This window comes from Blastococcus sp. URHD0036 (genome assembly GCF_000701365.1).
Taxonomy (GTDB): Bacteria; Actinomycetota; Actinomycetes; order Mycobacteriales; family Geodermatophilaceae; genus Trujillonella.
In genome coordinates this window covers 159,563-179,001 of sequence record NZ_JNIK01000014.1, presented here as the reverse complement: position 1 = coordinate 179,001, position 19,439 = coordinate 159,563, and the positions used below count along the sequence as shown (strand labels likewise).

At 74.9% G+C, this 19,439-nt stretch carries 11 protein-coding genes; 4 read left to right on the top strand and 7 right to left on the bottom strand.

The features are described from left to right. Window positions 1-36 precede the first annotated feature (36 nt). Window positions 37-1,146 carry an LLM class flavin-dependent oxidoreductase gene (locus N555_RS0112990; protein WP_029431922.1) on the top strand — a complete coding sequence of 370 codons (1,110 nt, stop codon included), beginning with the start codon at window positions 37-39 and terminating at the stop codon, window positions 1,144-1,146. After that, window positions 1,143-1,760, top strand: coding sequence for an FMN reductase (locus tag N555_RS0112985; RefSeq protein ID WP_029431921.1), 618 nt, complete (start codon window positions 1,143-1,145; stop codon window positions 1,758-1,760). Before N555_RS0112990 ends, N555_RS0112985 begins: the two co-directional genes overlap by 4 nt. A 52-nt stretch (window positions 1,761-1,812) precedes the next feature. Here N555_RS0112985 and N555_RS0112980 read toward each other — a convergent pair whose 3' ends face one another. The 7 genes from N555_RS0112980 to N555_RS0112945 all read right to left on the bottom strand — a co-directional run bounded on the left by N555_RS0112980 (window position 1,813) and on the right by N555_RS0112945 (window position 16,693). Continuing rightward, entirely contained in the window at window positions 1,813-3,387 is a 1,575-nt protein-coding gene (locus tag N555_RS0112980; protein ID WP_029431920.1) for an FMN-binding glutamate synthase family protein, read from the bottom strand. A 34-nt stretch (window positions 3,388-3,421) separates the two neighbouring features. Further along, a complete protein-coding gene (locus tag N555_RS0112975; RefSeq protein ID WP_197028999.1) occupies window positions 3,422-4,741 on the bottom strand; it encodes an MFS transporter in 1,320 nt (439 codons plus the stop codon). 70 nt (window positions 4,742-4,811) lie between these two features. Further along, a complete protein-coding gene (locus N555_RS0112970) occupies window positions 4,812-6,020 on the bottom strand; it encodes a DUF4185 domain-containing protein (protein WP_156036348.1) in 1,209 nt (402 codons plus the stop codon). 17 nt (window positions 6,021-6,037) lie between these two features. Beyond that, a complete protein-coding gene (locus N555_RS0112965) occupies window positions 6,038-10,345 on the bottom strand; it encodes an alpha-(1->3)-arabinofuranosyltransferase domain-containing protein (RefSeq protein WP_051684036.1) in 4,308 nt (1,435 codons plus the stop codon). Window positions 10,346-10,552: 207 nt separating this feature from the next. Further along, complete coding sequence (locus N555_RS0112955; RefSeq protein WP_051684035.1) at window positions 10,553-14,788, bottom strand: alpha-(1->3)-arabinofuranosyltransferase domain-containing protein; 4,236 nt, start codon at window positions 14,786-14,788, stop codon at window positions 10,553-10,555. A gap of 20 nt (window positions 14,789-14,808) precedes the next feature. Further along, window positions 14,809-15,780 carry a cell envelope lipid trafficking protein PgfA gene (locus N555_RS0112950; protein ID WP_029431915.1) on the bottom strand — a complete coding sequence of 324 codons (972 nt, stop codon included), beginning with the start codon at window positions 15,778-15,780 and terminating at the stop codon, window positions 14,809-14,811. 175 nt (window positions 15,781-15,955) lie between these two features. Beyond that, complete coding sequence (locus tag N555_RS0112945; protein ID WP_197028998.1) at window positions 15,956-16,693, bottom strand: class I SAM-dependent methyltransferase; 738 nt, start codon at window positions 16,691-16,693, stop codon at window positions 15,956-15,958. Between the two features lie 59 nt (window positions 16,694-16,752). Between N555_RS0112945 and N555_RS0112940 the strand changes: the two genes are divergently transcribed. Continuing rightward, window positions 16,753-18,075 (top strand): glycosyltransferase family 4 protein, encoded by a 1,323-nt coding sequence (locus tag N555_RS0112940; RefSeq protein ID WP_197028997.1) that lies wholly within the window; start codon window positions 16,753-16,755, stop codon window positions 18,073-18,075. Between the two features lie 67 nt (window positions 18,076-18,142). Further along, window positions 18,143-19,420, top strand: coding sequence for a lipopolysaccharide biosynthesis protein (locus tag N555_RS0112935; protein ID WP_156036347.1), 1,278 nt, complete (start codon window positions 18,143-18,145; stop codon window positions 19,418-19,420). Window positions 19,421-19,439: the final 19 nt, after the last annotated feature.

Below are 19,439 nucleotides of genomic sequence, written 5' to 3'. Positions count from 1 at the left end.
CGGTAGTTGAACACTCAACCGAGGCAGGCGACGACGATGCAGTTCGGCATCTTCACGGTCAGCGACATCACGGCCGACCCCACGACCGGGCGGACGCCCAGCGAGGCGGAGCGGATCCAGGCCGTGGTGGCCATCGCGAAGAAGGCGGAGGAGGTCGGCCTCGACGTGTTCGCGCTCGGCGAGCACCACAACCCGCCGTTCTTCTCCTCCTCGCCGACGACGACGCTGGCCTACATCGCGGCGCAGACCTCGACGCTGCAGCTGTCCACGGCGACCACGCTGATCACCACCAACGACCCGGTGAAGATCGCCGAGGACTACGCGATGCTCCAGCACCTGGCCGGCGGCCGGGTCGACCTGACGCTGGGCCGGGGCAACACCGGCCCGGTCTACCCCTGGTTCGGCAAGGACATCCGCGACGGCATCCCGCTGGCCGTGGAGAACTACGCGCTGCTGCGCCGGCTGTGGGACACCGAGGTCGTGGACTGGAAGGGGAAGTACCGCACGCCGCTGCAGGGCTTCACCTCGACGCCGCGCCCGCTCGACGGCGTCCCGCCCTTCGTCTGGCACGGGTCGATCCGCTCCCCGCAGATCGCCGAGCAGGCCGCGTTCTACGGCGACGGCTACTTCGCCAACCACATCTTCTGGCCGGCCGAGCACACCCGGCGGATGGTCGAGTTCTACCGCGGGCGCTTCGCCCACCACGGCCACGGCGACGCCGACCAGGCGATCGTCGGCCTCGGGGGCCAGGTCTTCATGCGGAAGAACAGCCAGGACGCCGTCCGCGAGTTCCGTCCCTACTTCGACGACGCGCCGGTCTACGGCCACGGCCCCTCGCTGGAGGAGTTCAGCCGGGAGACGCCGCTGACCGTCGGCAGCCCGCAGCAGGTCATCGAGCGGACGCTCGGCTTCCGCGACTACGTCGGGGACTACCAGCGCCAGCTGTTCCTCGTCGACCACGCGGGGCTCCCGCTGAAGACGGTGCTGGAGCAGCTGGACATCCTCGGCGAGGAGGTCGTGCCGGTGCTGCGCCGGGAGTTCGCCGCGCTGAAGCCCGCGCACGTGCCCGACGCGCCGACCCACGCCTCCCTCGTCGACGCCCGCCGCGCCGGTGAGCAGGCCCCCGCGGAGGTGAGCGCCCGATGAGCACCCGCACCCTCGCCGTCGTCACCGCCGGGCTGAGCACCCCGTCGTCCACCCGGCTGCTGGCCGACCGGCTGACCGCCGCGACCGTCGACGCGCTGCGCCGGCGCGGGGACGACGCGACCGTGGAGGTCGTCGACCTCCGCGAGCACGCCCGCGCGCTGGCCGACCACCTCGTCACCGGGTTCCCCTCGGGCGGCCTGCGCGCCGCTCTCGACACGGTGACCGGCGCGGACGGCGTGATCGCGGTGACGCCGGTGTTCAGCGCGTCCTACAGCGGGCTGTTCAAGACGTTCTTCGACGTGCTGGACCCCGACGCCCTCAGCGGCCGCCCGGTCCTGATGGGCGCCACCGCGGGCACCGCCCGGCACTCGCTGGTGCTCGAGCACGCGATGCGGCCGCTGTTCGCCTACCTGCGCGCGGTCGTCGTCCCGACCGCGGTGTTCGCCGCGTCCGAGGACTGGGCCGACGGTGACGGGGGGTCGCTGGTGCCGCGGGTCGAGCGTGCGGCCGGCGAGCTGGCCGACCTCGTGGCCGGCCGCCCCACCTCCGCCCGGCCGGCCGACCCGTTCGCGGACTTCGTCCCCTTCGACCAGTTGCTGGGCGACCAGGCATAGGAAGCGATCCCCACGTCCTGACGTCCAGGACGTGGGGATCGCTTCCTATGCCTCACCCCATGGCGTCGGGGGATGCCGGGGCAGAGCCGCCCTGCGGGGCCTCGCCGCGCATGATCGCCGCGATCGCGGCCCGGTCGGCGGCCGACGGCAGACCCCAGCTCGCCTCGTAGCCGTAGACCTGACCCAGCGGGGTGGACGACGTCTTCCCGTCGAGCAGCTCCACCGTGTCGCTGCTGATCAGCCCCGGGTGCTCGACACCGCACGCCTCGGCGACCTTGACCAGGTCGCGGCGGAGCGTGGCCACGTAGTTCGCCAGCCGGACCGACTTGAGCTGCGGGTCCAGCCCCCGGGCCAGCCACGCGTTCTGCGTCGCGACACCGGTCGGGCAGGTGTCGGTGTGGCACTTCTGGGCCTGGATGCAGCCGATCGCGAGCATCGCCTCGCGCGCGACGTTCACCATGTCGCAGCCCAGGGCGAACGCGACGACCGCCTCGCCAGGCAGGCCGAGCTTGCCGCCGCCGATGAAGGTGACGTCCTCCTGCAGGCCGCGCCGGGCGAACGTGGCGTAGACCCGGGCGAACCCGAGCTGGAAGGGCAGCGACACCGAGTCGGCGAACACCATCGGGGCGGCGCCGGTGCCGCCCTCCCCGCCGTCGACCGTCACGAAGTCGACGCCCCGTCCGGTGGTCGCCATGAGCTCGGTCAGCTCGTCCCAGAAGGCCATGTCGCCGACGGCGGCCTTGATGCCGACCGGCAGCCCGGTCTCGGCGGCGAGCAGCTCCACCCAGTCCAGCATGCTGTCGACGTCGGAGAACTCCGCGTGCCGCGACGGGCTCACGCAGGTCTCCCCCACCGGCACCCCCCGGGCCGCGGCGATCTCGGCCGAGACCTTGGGGGCCGGCAGCACCCCGCCGAGTCCGGGCTTGGCGCCCTGGCTGAGCTTGACCTCCAGGGCCCGCACCGGCGCGCCGGCCACCAGGTCCCGCAGCCGGGCGAGGTCGAAGCGCCCGGCGGAGTCCCGGCAGCCGAAGTAGGCGGTGCCGATCTGGAACACCAGCTCGCCGCCGTGCCGGTGGTGCACCGACAGCCCGCCCTCGCCGGTGTTGTGCAGGCAGCCGGCCAGCGCGGAGCCCCGGTTCAGCGCCTCGATCGCGGTGCCGGAGAGCGAGCCGAAGCTCATCGCGGACACGTTCACCACCGAGCCGGGGCGGAAGGCGTGCCGCCGCCCCCGCGGCCCGCCCAGGACCTTCGCCGAGGGCAGCGCCACGTCCTCGGCCGACGACGGGTGCGAGGGCGGGACGGCCGTCCCGAAGGTCGTGTGCTTGATGACCGGGTAGCCGCTGGTGTGCTCCAGGTCGTTGTCGGTGCCGAAGCCGAAGTAGTTGTTCTCCTTCTTCGCCGACGCGTAGACCCAGCGCCGCTGGTCGCGGGTGAACGGCCGCTCCTCCTCGTTGCCGGCCACGAGGTACTGCCGGATCTCCGGGCCCATCCGTTCCAGGAGGTAGCGGGCGTGCCCGACGACGGGGTAGTTGCGCAGGACGGTGTGCTCCCGCTGCAGCAGGTCCCGGACGGCGACCGCAGCCACGGCGCCGGCGCCGGCCACGGCGGCACGGACGATCGTTCTCATGCCGTCCACCTTGCTCCTGGACGGCGGCCGCGGCTCAGCGGGAGGCGACGCGCCCGCGCACCCGGGCGGTGACGGCCGCCCGGAGCGGGACCAGGACCACCCCGTCGGCGGCGAGCCGGGCCCGCAGCAGCCGGCGGTGGCGGAGCACGCCGACGGCCCCGATGGCCCAGAACAGGTACTGCACCGAGAAGGCGGCCCGGAAGGAGTCCCGGTCGTAGGCGGTGGACGCGCCGGGCGTGAGCAGGTCGAGCACCGCGCCGATGGCGAGCACGGTGAGCAGAGAGGCGACGAACCCGCCCACGTTGACCACCCCGCTGGCGCTGCCCTGCCGCTCGGCGGGGTTCCAGGTGCGGGCGTAGTCGAACCCGATCATCGACCCGGGGCCGTTGGTGCCCAGCACCACCACGAGGACGACGAGCAGCCCCAGCGGCGCGCGGCCCGGCCACAGGAGCACGACGGTCCAGGCGGTGACCGTCGCCACGAGGATGGCGAAGACGAGGGTCGAGCGGCGCAGCGGCCAGCGGCCGCACAGCCGGCCCAGCACCGGGCCGACCACCATGCCGACGAGCACCAGGAGCGTGAGCAGCGCCGCCGCCGTCCCGGGCGACAGCCCCTCCCCCACGGTCAGGAACGGGAAGCCCCACAGCAGCGCGAACACCGTGCCGGAGAACTGGGTGACCAGGTGGGTGTACAGCCCGATCCGCGTGCCGGACTCGCGCCACGTGGCCGCCAGCCCCTCCCGGACGGCGGCCAGGCCGGGAGGCGCCGGCCGCGCCACGCCCTCCGGGACGTCCCGCAGCGTGGTCGCCACCAGGACCGTGACCAGCAGGCCCACCGCGGCGGCACCCAGGAACGTGTTGCGCCACCCGGCGCCGTGCAGCAGCGCGACCAGCGGCGTGGCAGCGGCGACCTGGCCCAGCTGGCCGAGGATGCCGGTCAGCTGGGTGATCACCGGGACGGTGCCGCCGGTGAACCAGGCCCCGATGATGCGCAGCACGCTGATGAAGGTCATCGCGTCGCCCGCACCCACCAGCACGCGGGCGCCGACGGCCGTGGGCACGTCGGTCGCGACGGCCAGCAGGAGCTGGCCGGCGGCCATGGTGAGGCCCCCGGCGACGATCAGCCGCCGGGACCCGAACCGGTCCAGGGCCACGCCGACCGGCACCTGCATGCCGGCGTAGACGGCCAGCTGCAGGACGAGGAACAGCGAGAGCGCCGACGCCCCGGCGGAGAAGCGTTCCTGCGCCTCCGGCCCGGCCACACCCAGCGAGGCCCGGTGGAACACCGCGACCACGTAGGCGGCGAGGGCCACGAGCCACACGGCGTGGGCACGCAGGGCGGGCGGCAGGCTCACCCCAGGTCTGACGCCCCGCACGGCCCCGATCTTCCGGCCGCGGCCGTGACCCTGCCCACCGCGGCGCGGATCAGGGGCGGGGCACCTCGGAGAAGAGCGGCCGGCCCAGCTGCGGTCGCTGCAGGAGCAGCTCGTAGTCGTCGACGTTCCGGGAGACCGAGACGAGCATCTGCCCGGGCGTCGTCGGGACGTCGGGGTGGGCCAGCGGCGTGTACTGGATGTAGCCGGTGTCCTGGCCGGCCGGCGAGGAGAGCACCGGCTGGACGACGAACGGGCCGGTCGGCGAGTCCGACGTCCAGGTCGCCGCCTCGTCGGCGAGGTCGCCACCGAGCTTGGAGTAGGCGACGTACCTCCCGTCGACCAGGTCCACCGACAGGGTCTGCGCCACCCCGGTGTCGGCACCGATGACCGGCACCACCCGGTCGCTGTCGCCCTGCCAGCTCCGCCCGTCCCAGTACTGCATGGCGTTGCGGTTCATCACCTGGCCGATCGGCAGTCGCGCCGCGTACAGCTCGTGGCCGTAGACGTAGGCCTGGCCGGTGTTGCGCGACCCGTAGACGTAGAACCAGTCGCCGTCGACCGCCGAGGCCGCGCCCCAGTGGATCGCCCCGAGGTTCGCGTCGTCGGGGGTCAGCTGGGCGGCGTCGGACAGCCGCGGGACACCGTCGGCGCCGACGGTGTAGACCGCCACCGTCGTCCCGCGCACGATGAAGTCCCACATGCGGTCACCGCGCTGCACCCGCGAGCAGAAGACGACGAGCACGTCGGTCACGTCGGCGGCGTCGTCCGGGCGGGGGTCGATCCGGTTCACCGACATCGGCCAGACCGACAGCCGGTTGGGGTCGCGCGGGAGGGCCGGCCCGTGCTCGTCGTCGACCAGCTGGGAGATGCAGGTGCCGGAGGTGACGAGCATCGAGTTGTCGACCATGCGCGGCATCTCGGGCTCCACCTCCTTCTCCCGGATGGTGTCCCCCCACATCCAGACGACCCGGCCGTCGCTGAGCACGGCGCTGGCCCCGACGTCCGCGGACTGCCAGTAGGGCAGGTCGGCGTCCTCGAACGCCTCGTTGTAGTCGTCGGCGCCCAGGACCTCGCCCGGATCGGGCGCCGGGCAGGACGGCTCCAGCCGCACGGCCCCGCCCGAGGCGGCCTCGGACACCGGCAGCAGCGTCTCCGCGGGCTCCCCCGAGACCTCCTCGGCCTCCGGCGCCTCCAGCCGCAGGCACCCGGTCAGCAGCAGCCCGACCAGGGGCAGGAGGACGACGCGACGGCGGAGCACGGCCCCATGGTGCCCGATCACGAGGACGAGGCGGCGCTCCGCGGGGCGGGGCCGCCCGATGCGGTGCGCCGGCGCCACGGGAGCACCGGCAGTACCGGCAGCACGCCGGCCACCACCGCGGTGAGGCCCAGCACGGCCGCGACCTGGCGGGGGTCCTCCGTGCCGTCGGGGTCGGCGAGCAGCAGGGCACCGGCGACGAGCAGCCCGACCACGGCCACGGTGCCCAGGACGGCCCCGCGCCGCGAGCCGGCGAGCTGGGAGAACACCCAGAGCACGGCGAGCGCGGCCAGGGCGAAGAGGCCGCCGACCACGGCCGTGCCGAGGACCGCGGCGGCGACGACGGCGACCCCGGCCAGCACGCCGGGCAGGACCCCGAGGAGCCCGGTCCGCCGGCGGCGCGGACCGCCCCGCCCCGGTCGTCGCGCGGGCAGGGCCGTGAGGATGCCGAGCACGACCACCGCGCCCGCGCCGACGGCGAGGGTCTGGCGGTACTCGGCGCCCGGCGGGTAGTCGAGGCGGACGGTCCCGGCCGGGCCGGCCGGCAGGACGTAGCCCTGCTGCCACCCGTCGACGGTCACCTTCTCCAACTCCTGCCCGTCCAGCTGCGCGGTCCACCCCAGGTTGGGGTTCTCCGGGATCACGAGCAGCGTGGGCTCTTCGCGCTCGGCGACCTCGACGACGCGGTGCTCGGCGTCCCACCGGCTGGGCTCGGCGGGTGTCCGGACGACCGCCGAGCTCTCCTTGACCGCCCGCCCGAACCGGCTGAGCGTGACGGAGTCGACCGCCAGGGTGTCGCTGCTGCGCGAGACCACCCGGTGCTCACCGGCGGGCAGCCGGAGCGCGGGCACGGCGTCGCAGGGCTTGGTCGCGATCGGCTCGCCGGCCAGCAGCTCCCCCACGGTGCCGAAGACGACCGTCCCGAGGATCGCGGCGTCCACCCGGACGGTCGGCCCGGTGCCGCAGGGCAGGGTGACCGGGGTGGCGGGATCGGTGACGGGGTTGGGGGCGCCGACCTCCAGCTCGCTCACCCCGACGCCGACCGTCTGCTCCCAGCGGGTCAGCGGGTCGATCGACCGCACGTCGTCGGCGAGGTCGAACGTGACGGTCAGCCGGTCGGTGACCACGGGTGCGAACCGGACGGTGCCGTCGTCGGCCAGCGGCAGGGTGCGCGGCAGGCCGCCGCCGTCGTCGATGGTGACCGCCCGCGGGCGCGCGGCGGTCACCCCCTCGGAGGTGAGCACCCGCAGCGAGTCGACCGTGCGCGGCTGGGGGAACGTCAGGGTCAGGGAGGGGCGCTGGTCGTCCCCTGCGGCGATCCAGGTGGTCGACGGGTCGCCGTCGAGCGCCGCGACGGCGCTGCCGCGGGGGTCGGCGACCGCCGAGCTGCTCGCCGTCACGGGGATCGTGCCGCGGACGGAGGTCAGCAGTGCGTCGAGCGCCGCACCCGGGCGGGCCACCGCGGTCGCCCGGGCGTCGTAGTCGGCCCACTCCTCGACCCAGAACGAGCGGTCGAGGAACACCGGCTCCTCCGCGCCGGTCATGAGGGCCCCGGCGCAGCGCGGGGCACCCGTGGCGTCGACGACGCAGCCGGCGCGGCCGCGCTGGGCGTCGAAGGCGTAGACCGCGACCGGCTCGCCGTCGCCCGCGCGCGGGACGAGCACCGAGCGCTGCGCGTCCACCCCGGGGAGCCGGACGTTGGCCAGGGCCATCGCCTGGGTGTCCGCGGTGCTCGTGGCGGCGATCGTGAGGGTGGAGGTGTACCCCGGCGGCAGCGTCAGCACCTGCTCCTCACCGGTGTCGGCGACCGGGACGACGGCCTCGCCGGCGTCGGTGGTGAGCCGCAGCTCGGTCGGTCGCGCGACCCCGGGCTCCTGACCGAGGGCGACCACGACGGTGGAGGCGAGGAACTGCTGCTCCGTGGTCAGCCGCCACCACGGCGCCTGCCCGGACTCGTCCCAGGGCGCCGGCCGCCAGGCGGTGGTCGGGTCGCCATCGACGGCCGACCAGGGCTGGCTGTCCAGCCGGGTGGCCACGAAGCCGCTCGCGTCCGACGCCGAGCTCGACGCCGACGGCTCGGCGCCGATGTAGCGGACGACGCTCTCGGCCCGGGAGGCGTCGGGGACGACGTAGTCGCGGACCGGGGTCTCCAGCCGGCGCGGGTCGTCGACGGTGAGGCCGGCGGAGGTGGCGCCGTCGAGCCGGCCGAAGTTGCGTTCCCGCCGGACCAGCGCGTCGGTGACCATCGGCGTCCCGGTCGCCTCGGGCGAGCCGGCCATGAGGGTCGGGCGGCCGGTGATCAGACCGCGCTCCTCCAGCTCGAGCACCGCCTCCGGGCCCCCGACCACGGTCACCGCGTCCGACAGCGGCGCCGTCCAGGCGCGCGGCACGGTGCCGGCGACGCTGTACACCTCGATCGCCGGCGCGGGCTCGTCGAGCCCGGCGTCGGAGACCAGGTCGTCGGGCACGTCGGCGGTGCCCCCGACCGGCCCGAAGGTGGCGGCGAGGGTGATGCCCGGGGACTCCGCCAGCGCCTGGCGGACGAGGATCGACCGGGTCGACCGGCTCTCCCCGGTGGCGAGGTCGTTGCGCAGCACGAGGTGGGAGATGCCGGCGCGGGCGAGGTAGCGGGTCAGGCCCTCGGACCCCTCCCCCAGCGCCAGCCGCTCCTCGATGGCGTCCAGCACGCGGATGTGGCCCTCGGGGCTGAGCGGGATCGCGCTGCGGACGTCCCAGGCCGACTCGGCCAGCGGCTGGATCACCTCGTCGTTGGTGTTGCCCCACTCGTAGGTGGCGAACGAGGAGCCCGGGACCAGCAGCGCGCGGCCGGTCTCCTGCTGGTCGGCGAGGTAGTCGGCGGTCTGCTGCCAGTAGCCGGGGACCCCGGTGAACCCGGTGGGCGGCGCCAGCCGGCCGGCCAGCGCCGGCGACACGGTGGCGACGAGGGCCGCGACGACGGCGAGGAGGACCAGGCGCGAGCCGCCCCGGGCCAGCCGGGGCAGCACCCGGCGGGGCGGCGCGGGAGTCCGGCGGGACGCCTCGTGCCGCGCCGGCAGCGCCGGGCGGCGGCGCCGGGCCCACCGGAGGAGGACGGCGCCCAGGTGCGCCAGCCCGAGCACCAGGGGCAGCCGGACGATCGGCTCGAACTTGTGCACGTTGCGGATCGGGGCCAGGGAGTCGTCGAGGGCGTCGTGCAGCGCACCGGCCCACAGCCCGTCGACGGAGGCGAGGTGCCCCATCGACACGAGGGCGACCCCGGCGACGAGCCCGAGGACCAGCCAGCGGCGCTCGGGGAGGTCGCGGCGGCACAGGCCCGCGAAGGCGGCCGCGGCGAGGACGACGGTGCCGGCGATCGGCAGCACCTGGTGGACCAGCGCCCACCCCGAGGGCCACGCCGGCCCGTACGGGGAGGCCATCTCGGCGATCCAGTGCGACGTGCCGCGGACCACGCCGAGGATCTCGTTCGGGCCCGTCGTCGCCTGGGCGTTCTCGATGTAGTAGAGGAACGGCGGGGCGAACTTGCCGAGCAGCACCAGCGGCCCGGCCCACCAGGCGATGGCCAGCGCCACCGCGGCCACCCACCACGCGACGAGCCGGCGGCGGACCGGGCCCGCCGGGCGGGTGAGCAGGAAGAGGGCGGCCAGGGGCAGCACCGCGGCCGTCGCGACGGCGTTGACCCCGCCGACGCAGAACACCGCCACGCCCGACAGCAGCGCCGCCCGCCGCACCTGCCCGGGGCGCGTGCTGCCGTCGTGCGCCAGTCCGGCCAGGGGCACGATCACCCAGGGCGCCAGCGCCATCGGGATCAGCTCGCTCGAGGTCTGCCCGATCTCGGAGACGATGCGCGGCGCCAGGGCGTAGACGAGGCCCGCGAACAGCGCGGTGGCGGGCGTGCCGATGCGCAGCCGCCGCGCCAGGGCCACCACCCCGAGGAACGCCACGCTCATGATCAGCGCCCACCAGAGCCGCTGCACGATCCAGGTGGGCAGCCCGACGACGTCGCCCAGGGCGAAGAACGGGCCCATCGGGAAGAAGTAGCCGTAGGCCTGGTTCTGCACCTGACCGGCCGAGCCCAGCGGCTCCCACAGCGTCAACGCCCGGCTGAGGAAGCCGACCGGGTCGACGAGCAGGTCGATCTTGGTGTCGCCGAGGACCCGGCCGGGCGCCTGCAGCAGCGAGAAGACGACGAACCCGGCGCAGACGACGGCGAGCCGGCCGCGGACGAGGAGTCCGGCGGCGCGGGTGCGCAGCGGCACCGGGGAGCCGGCCGGCGCGGGGACCTGCGCCTCGGGGGTCGCGGTGCGCTCGGTGTCGACGATCGTCGCCATGTCGTCGGAACTCAGGCGGTCGCGACGAGCACCGGACCGGGCCCGACCTCTGCCTGCTCGACGGTGGCCGCGGGGTGGCCGTCCCCCGACCCGACGACCTGTGCCCGCATGCAGCCCCTCCTCGACGCGACGGCGCATGCGCCACAACCCAGGAGACGGTACCCCGGCTCGCGCCCCCATCGGGAACGGCGCGCCTCTGCCGCCGGCCTATCCGGGCGCGGGTGTCCCGGCGTGGGTCCTCCGCCGGAACCGCGGCCGGTGGACCGGGAGCACAGCCGCGGCGACCGCGGCCAGCGCCGTGATCGCGAGCACCTGCCGTGTCGTGCCGTTGCCGTCCGGGAGGGTCAGCAGCAGCAGGCCCGAGGCGAGCAGCGCCCCTGCGGCGACGCTTCCCAGGACGACGGCCCGCCGTCTCCCCGCCCACCGGCCGACGAGCCACAGGAGACCCAGCGAGGCCACGCCGAGGACCCCGCCGATCAGCGCCATCCCGAGCGTGAGCACGACGAGCAGACCGGCTGCCGCCCGGGCGGCGGAGGCCGTCGACCGGCGCCCCGACCCCGCCTGGATCCGTCCCGGCCGCGCGGGGAGGACGCAGACGAGTGCGAGGAGCAGCACCGCCCCGGCACCGCCGGCGAGGGCCAGCTCGTACTCGGTGGCGGGGCCGAAGTCCAACCGGACGGTGCCCGCCGGTCCGGCCGGCAGCACGTAGCCCTGCTGCCACCCGTCGACCGTCACGGCCTCGAGCACCTGGCCGTCCATCCGCGCCACCCACCCGGGGTTGACGTTCTCCGGCACCACCAGCAGCGTCGGCTCGCTGCGGGCGCCGATCTCGACCGTGCGGTGGTCGGCATCCCACCGGGTCCGCTCCGCCGGCGTCCGGCCATCCGGAGCGGCCCCCGTCGAGGCACCGGCGCGGGTGAGGGTGACCGACTCCGGCCGGAACAGGACGTTGGCGAGGGCCTGGAGACGGTGCTCCCCGTCGTCGAGGGCCACCTCGGGGGTGCCGGAGCAGACCTCGAGCGGTATCGGCTGCGCCGCCGTCACCGCCCCCACCGTCGTCGTCGCCGCGGTCTGCAGCACCACGCCGTCGACCAGCACGTCCGGGCCGAACCCGCAGGGGAGGCTGAGCGGGGTCTCGGGGGCGGTGACCGGGTTCGGGCCGCCGACCTCCAGCTCGCTGACGCCGATGCCGAGCGACTGGCGCCAGAGGGTCTGCGGGTCGACGCTCTCGACGGTGTCGGGCAGCTGGAAGGTGACCGACAGCCGATCGGTCTCCACAGCGGCGAACCGCGCGACGCCGTCGTCGTCCAGCCGCACGGTCCGCTGCAGGCCGCCGCCGTCGTCGATCGTCACGACGCTCGGCACCGCGGCCGCCACGCCGGGGGTGGTGACGACACGCAACGAGTCGATGAGCCGGACCTCGCCGAAGTCCAGGGTCAGCGTCGGCTCCTCGTCCAGACCCGAGGCCACCCACGTCGTCCCCGGGTCGCCGTCGAGGACCGCCGCTCCACTGCCGCGTGGGTCGGCGACCGAGGTGCTGCTCGCCTGCACCGTCGGACCGCCACGCACCTCCGCGAGCATCGCGTCGAGAGAGGGCCCGGGACGGGGCATCGCGGTCGCAGTCACGTCGTAGTCCCCGGCCCCGACCGTGGTGAACACGCGGTCCAGGACGGTGCTCTCCTCCCCGGCGGCGAGGAGGCCGTAGCTGCACCGGGACGCCCCGACGGCGTCCTCGACGCAGCCGGAGCGCCCCGCGGACACGTCGAAGGCATAGGCCGCGACCGGCTCGTCGGGTCGCGGGACGAGCACCGTCCGCTGCACGTCGACCCCGGCGATCTCCACCTCGGCGAGCGAGAACCGGGTCGCGCCCGTGGGGTCGTCGACGACCGCGGTGATCGTCAGGGAGGTGGAGGACCCCGACGGCAGCGGCAGGACCTGGGGCTCGCTGGTGTCGGCGACGGGGACGGTGACCTCTCCGGCGTCCGTGGTCAGCCGCAGCTGGGTGGGACGCTCGGCGCCGAACTCCGCGCCGAGCCGGACGACGACGGTCGGGGACGAGAAGGGCCGCCACGTGGTGAGTCGCCACCACGGCGGCGTGGCGGGATCGGCCCACCGTGCCGGCCGCCATGAGGTCAACGGGTCGTGGTCCAGCGCCGACCACGGCTGGGCGTCGAGCTGGGGCGGGGAGAAGCCGTTGGGATCGGAGGCCGAGCTGGACGCGCTCGGCGTTCCGTCGAAGTAGGCGACCACTCCTTCGGCGCCGGCGAACTCGGGCGCCGTGTAGTCCCGGGCGGGGTTGTCCTGCCGGAGGGGGTCGGAGGCGGTCAGGCCGGCCGAGGTCGCCGCCGAGATGCGACCGAAGTTGCGCTCCCGTCGGACCCACGCGTCACCGACCATGACGCTGTCCGGGGACACGCCCCCCGTCCCGGCGGTCACGGTGGGGAGGTCGGTGACGAGACCGCGGTCCTCCAGTTCGAGGACGGCGTCCGGGCCGCCGTAGACGCCGACCGCCGACGACAGTGGCGCCGTCCAGGCCTGAGGGGCGGCGTCGGCCACGACGTACACCTGGACGGCGGGCGCCGGCTCGACCAGTCCCCCGTCCCGCAGCGCCCCGTCGGGCTCGACGGTCTCACCGACGACCGGCCCGAAGTCGGCGACCAGGGGGGTGATCCCCGGGGAGTTCCTCAGCGCCTGCCGGACGAGGATCGACCGGGTCAGGCCGGCCGCGCTGGTGTCCAGGTCGTTCCGCAGCACCACGTGGGAGATCCCGGCCCGGGCGAGATAGGCGGCCAGGCCCGCCGACCCCTCACCGAGCGACAACCGCGCCTCCACCGCGTCCAGCATGCGGATGTGCCCCTCGGGGGTCAGGGGGATCTGGTTGCGCACGTCCCACGGCGACCGCGCCAGCGGCTGCATCGGCTCGTCGCCGGTCGACCCCCAGGCATAGGTCCCGAAGGACGACGCCGGCACCAGCAACGCCCGCCCGCTGGGCTGCTCGGACGCCAGGAAGTCCGCCGTCTCCTCCCAGTAGCCGGGCAGCTCCTCGAAGCCGGTCGACGGCACGAGACGCCCGGCCAGCGCCGGCGACGCGGTGGCCACCAGAGCCAGCGTCAGCACCGCGAGGAGGACGCGCGACGCCAGCCGGACGACAGGCCGACCCGTCGAGGAGGGCGCAGTGGCACCGCCGGAGGCGTCTCTCCGGCGGCTGCGCCGCACCAGGACCGCGCCCAGGTGCGCCAGTCCCAGCACCAGCGGCAGGCGCAGCACCGGGTCGAACTTGTGCACGTTGCGCAGCGGCGCCAGTGGCCCGTTCAAGGCCTCGTGCAGCCAGCCCGCCCCCAGTCCGTCGACCGCGGCCAGGTGTCCCATCGTCAGCAGGACCACCCCGGTCAGGGCGCCCAGCACCAGCCACCGCCGCTCCGGCAGGTCCCGACGGCACAGCGCAGCCAGACCCGCGGCCGCGAGGACCACCGTGGCCCCGGCGGGCACCACGTCCTTCACCAACGACCATCCCGCCGGCCAGGTCGGGCCCGCGGCCGAGTTGATGTAGGCCACCCAGTGCGAGGTGCCGCGCAGCACGCTCAGCACGTCGGTCGGTGCGGTCGTCGCCGCCGCCGTCTCGGTGTACTCGAGGAAGCGCGTGCCGTAGCGCCCCAGCAACAGCAGCGGCCCGGTCCACCAGGCGGTGGCGAGCCCCACGGCCAGCACCCACCAGCCGATCAGCCGACGGCGGAGCGGACCGGGCGGGCGGGTCAGCAGGTACAGGGCGCCCAGCGGCAGGGCAGCCGCCGTCGCCACCGCGTTCACCCCGCCGATGCAGAAGACGACCAGGCCCGATCGCATCGCGGCCCGCCGGGCCGAGCCGTGGAGCGCGACCCCGACCAGCGGCACGACCACCCACGGAGCCATCGCCATGGGGAGCGCCTCGATCGACGTCGCCCCCAGCGAGGTGACCATGCGCGGCGCCAGCGCATAGGCGATGCCGGCGACGAGCGCGGTGGCCGGGGTGCCGATCCGCAGCCGGCGCGCCAGCACCACCACACCGAGGAAGGCCACGCTGAGCAGGAGGGCGAGCCACAGCCGCTGCACCAGCCAGGGCGGCAGCCCCAGGATCTGGCCCAGCGCGAAGAACGGGCCCATCGGGAAGAAGTAGCCGTACTCCTGGTTGTGCAGCTGCCCGGCCCCGCCCTCCGGGTCCCAGAGCGACAGCGCCCGTCCCAGGTAACCGATCGGGTCGACCGCCAGGTCCAGCTTGGTGTCGCCGACCACCTTGCCGGGCTGCTGCAGGACCGACAGCAGCACGAAGCCCAGGCACACGAGGGCGAGCCGGAACCGGTCCAGCAGGCCGAGGACCCGCCTGAGCCGCACCGGCGCACCGGCCCGGGGGCCGGCCGGGTCCGCGGGTGCGGAGCCGGTGCGCTCACCGAGCGCGATGGTGGCCATGTCGACGATCGGGCCGGGTCTCAGGCGACCGGCACGGGCGGTCGCGAGTCCCGGGCCTCGGCCTGCTCGGCCGTCTGGCCGCGCCGGCCGCGGACGACGAGCAGCGCGCCCAGGCCCAGCAGGACCACCCCGGCGCCGCCCAGCCACCAGGGGGACACGACCTCGGTCGGGTCCTGCTCGTCCCTCACCTCCCGCGCACGGGCGACCGCACGGTCCACGCTCTCCTCGGTCGTCCTGAACGTCCCGCTGAGCAGCACCGCTCCGGGAGTTCCGTCCGGGGCACGCAGGACCTCCCGCGGGACGTCCTCGGTCGAGACGACGATGCCGCTGACCGGCTCCACGAGCAGGCTGCGCGTCGCGCTGTACACCACGTCGGCCGGCGACCGCGGCACGGTCGAGCCGACCAGCACCCCGGGCACGGTGACCCGGTCGACCACCTGCTCGGGGACGACCTGCTCCCACCGCTGCACGTCCAGGCCGGCGAACCGCTCGGTGCCGACGTAGCGCACGGGGAGCGACGTCCTGAGGGTGTCGTCCCACAGCATCCCGTCCTGCGCCTGCGCGGGGATCGGGAAGGTCACCGTCAGGCCCTGGACGTCGGTCGGGGTGCCGTCCACGGACTCGACGGCACAGTCGACGGCCTCGGCCGTCCGGCGATCGAGGCAGACCGTCGTCGTGCTCGTCGAGATCGGTGTCCCGTCACCGGCGCGGGTCGTCGTGTCGTACGTCCAGACCGCGGTGTCGTCGTCGGCCTCCCCGGAGTCCTCGTCCCCGCGGACCCGGACCGACACCGACACGTCCTCACCGGTGCGCTGCACGAGGGTCGCCGGGTCCAGGAAGGTGACGTCGTCCCCGAGCGCCTCGGTCCCGTACGCCGCGTCGAGAGGCAGTTCCGTCTCACCCGCCGGGGACAGGACGGGCACCAGGACGGCGGCGGCGAGTGCGACGGACCCGAGGCAGCCCAGCGTCCAGCCGACGGCACGTGCCCGCATGCGGCTCTCCTCATCAGGACGATCGACGCCCGGACGCGCCGCGGTCACGGGGTTTCGTAGCACGCGAGGGGCCGCATCGACAGCTTCCCCAGCCGGGCGGGTGAAGCAATCACCTGCGGCTCGGCCGCGAGCGACCGGGCTCGACCACCGCTCGAGGGCTCCTCCTCGCCGGATCTCACCGTCGCTTGAGCACCAGGAGCAGGTTCCAGGCCACGATCTCCCGCAGGCCGGGCACCCGCACGACCCAGGTCGCCCACCACGGGTGGTACCTGGGGAGGACCGCGAGCACCTCGACGTCCGGGCACGACCGGGCCCAGCGCACCCCGCTCCCCACCGACACGGCGAACATCGACTCACCGAAGCGGTTCTTGGGCTCGGCCCCGGTGCGGCGGCGGAACCGCCGCCGGGCGCGGTGCCCGCCCAGGTAGTGCCAGGGGGACGTCTCGTGTCCGCCGTGCGGGGACAGCCACGGCGTGTAGGAGAGGTAGACGATGCCCCCCGGCTTCGTCACCCGGACCATCTCGGCCGCCATCACCCACGGGCGGCGGACGTGCTCGAGCACGTTGGACGAGTAGCAGATGTCGATGGCGCCGTCGCGGATCGGCAGCTCCTCGCCGCTGCCGCGGAGCGTGCCGTGCTCGGGCTCGCCCGCCGCGGCCATCTCGCTCGCGTCGTACTCGAGCCCCACGTACCTCGCCCCCGCACTGCGGAAGGCGTCGGCGAAGTACCCCGGACCGCCGCCCACGTCGAGGAGCGTCGTGCCCTCCAGCTGCACCCAGTGGGACAGTTGGGACACCGAGTCGGCCGCCAGCGTCCGGTAGAACCCCTCAGGATCGGTCTGCTCCGTCCGGAACGACCGGAAGAGGGTGATCGCCCGGGACAGGGTGGCCGACCGGTCCAATGTGCACTCCATCCGTGTGGCTGAGGCTCCAGAGATCGATGGAGTGTGTCACGTGCATTAATGTGCCCCGAGTGCTCCACCGACCCCAGGACATCGACGTCCTCTTCGTGAACTGGCGCGACCTCAGCCACCCCGAGGGCGGCGGGTCGGAACGCTACGTGCACCAGGTCGCCGAGGGTCTCGCCGCCGCGGGCCTGAAGGTCACCCTCTTCTGCGCCGCCCACGACCGCGCCCCCGCCGACGAGGTCGTCAACGGGGTGCGGATCGTCCGTCGCGGCAGCCGGCTGGCCGTCTACCCGCGTGCCCTGGCCTTCGTCCGGCGCACCCGGCCCCGGCTGGTCGTGGACGTGCAGAACGGCATCCCCTTCGGCAGCACCCTGGTGCGCCGCGGACCGGTCACCGCCGTCGTCTACCACGTGCACCGGGAGCAGTGGCCGATCGTCTTCGGCAAGATCATGGGCCGGGTCGGCTGGTGGCTGGAGTCGATCGTCGCGCCGCTGCTCTACCGCCGGTGCCGCTACGTCACCATCTCCGAGTCCACCCGGGGCGAGATGGCCGGGCTGGGCATCGACGCCGACCGGATCACCGTGGTGCCCGTCGGCATCGAGCCGGTCCCGGCGGTGGCGACCCGCCGGTCCGACACGCCCGAGCTGGTCGCGCTCGGCCGACTGGTGCCGCACAAGCGGGTCGAGCACGCCCTGGAGGTCCTGGCGCGGCTCAGCGACCGGTGGCCGGACCTGCGCCTGACGATCATCGGCGACGGCTGGTGGGAGGACCAGCTGCGGGCCGACGCCGCGCGGCTGGGGGTGGCCGACCGGGTGACGTTCGCCGGGTTCGTCGACGAGCAGGGCAAGCACGAGCTGCTCGCCTCGGCGTGGGTGCACCTCTGCCCCTCCATCAAGGAGGGCTGGGGACTGGTGGTCAACGAGGCCGGTGGCCACGAGGTCCCCACCGTGGGCTACTACTCCTCCGGCGGACTGCGGGAGTCGATCCTCGACGGCGTCAGCGGCGTGCTCGTCGACGACCTCGACCAGATGACCGCCGCCGCCGGCCGGCTGCTGGAGGACGACGACACCCGTCGCGAGATGGGCGCCGCGGCCGCCCGCCACACCGCGTCCCTCGAGTGGCCCTCGACCGTCCGCCGGTTCGCCGCCGTCCTCGCCCGCTCGGTCCGGGACCGGGCCGGTCGCCGGGACAGCGATCTCACCGCACTGGCCGAGTCCCTGGAGCGCATCGCCGCCGTCGGCGTGCACGCCGACGAGAAGAGCCTGGAGGAGGGCCACGAGCTGCTGATGGCCCGTGGCCACGCCCTCCCCCACCACGAGCCGGTCCAGCAGCCGGTCGCCGTCTCCGAGGGGGACGGCCCGGCACCCACGCGGACCGGCACGGCATGACCCGTCGCGTCCTGCCGGAGCTCTCCACGGGGATGCCCGGCCGGCGCGGACGGGCCGCGGCGGCGCGATGACGACCACCCCGGCCCCTTCGGTGGTGCGGTCGCTGCGGCAGAGCCCTCGCGCCGCGGTGCCGGCGGCCCTCGTGTCCCTGGCCCTGCTCGGGGTCAACGTGCTCGCCTACGGCTTCACCGTGGTGGCCGCCCGGTTGCTCGCACCCGAGGCCTACGGCGAGCTCGCCGCGCTGTTCGCGGTCCTGTTCATCGGTGTCGTCCCGATGACGGGCCTGCAGACCGCGGGCGCCCTGACGCTGGGGCGCGGGGCCGACGACCAGCGCCTGGTGCTGTCCCGGCTGCATGCGACGGCGCTGATCGGCGCCGCGTCCGTCGGCGTGCTCGGGCTGCTCGCCGTCGGGCCGCTCGTCGCCCTGCTGCACCTGCAGGGGCCCTCGACCGTCTTCTGGCTGGTCGCCGTGCTCGTGCCGCACACGCTCGTCGGCGGCTACGACGGCATCCTGCAGGGGTCCGGCCGCTACGGCCGGCTGGCAGCTGTCGCGTCCCTGTTCGGGCTGCTCAAGACCGGGGGCGGGGTCACCGGTCTGCTGGTCGGGGGCACCCCGCAGTCGGCCCTCATCGGGATGGCCATCGGCTGCTCCTGCAGCGCGCTCCTGGGCTGGATCGTCACCGGCCGGCCGGGCCTCGCCCGCGGTGTCCGGAAGCACGTCGTCGCGGCGGCCCGGGCGTCCGGGGCCCTGCTCGGGCTGGTGCTGCTGGTCAACCTCGACGTCATCCTGGCCCGCCACCACCTGCCGGCCGAGCTGGTCGGCGAGTACGCGGTGGCCTCGATCTTCGCGAAGGTCGCCTTCTGGCTGCCGCAGGGCGTCAGCGTGGTCCTGCTGCCCCGGCTGGCGAACGCCCAGGGGCGGCGGCGGCTGCTCCCGGCTGCCGTCGCGCTGGTCGCGTCGATAGGACTCGTGATCACCGCCGTCACGGCGGTTCTCGGCGCCCGGGCCCTCCCCCTGGTCGGCGGCGGGGAGTACGGCGACGCCCTCGGTGGCGCCACCTGGATCTTCGCGCTGCTGGGGACGCTGCTATCGCTCGCCCAGCTGCTCCTCTACTCGGGCATCGCCGCGGCCGACCGCGTCGCCGGGATCGCGGTCTGGTGTGCGGTCGTCCTGGAGGCCACGGCCGTCGAGGTCCTCGCCGCCCGGGACCGCCTGACGGTGCTCACCGTCGTCGGCGCCGCCGTCGGGGCAAGCGTGCTGCTGGTGTCGACCGGCCTGCTGCGCCTCTGGCGCGCCCACGTCGCCGGAGCGGACGAGCAGCCGGTGGTGGCCGCGCCGCTGTGAGCGCCCCCACCGCTCCGCC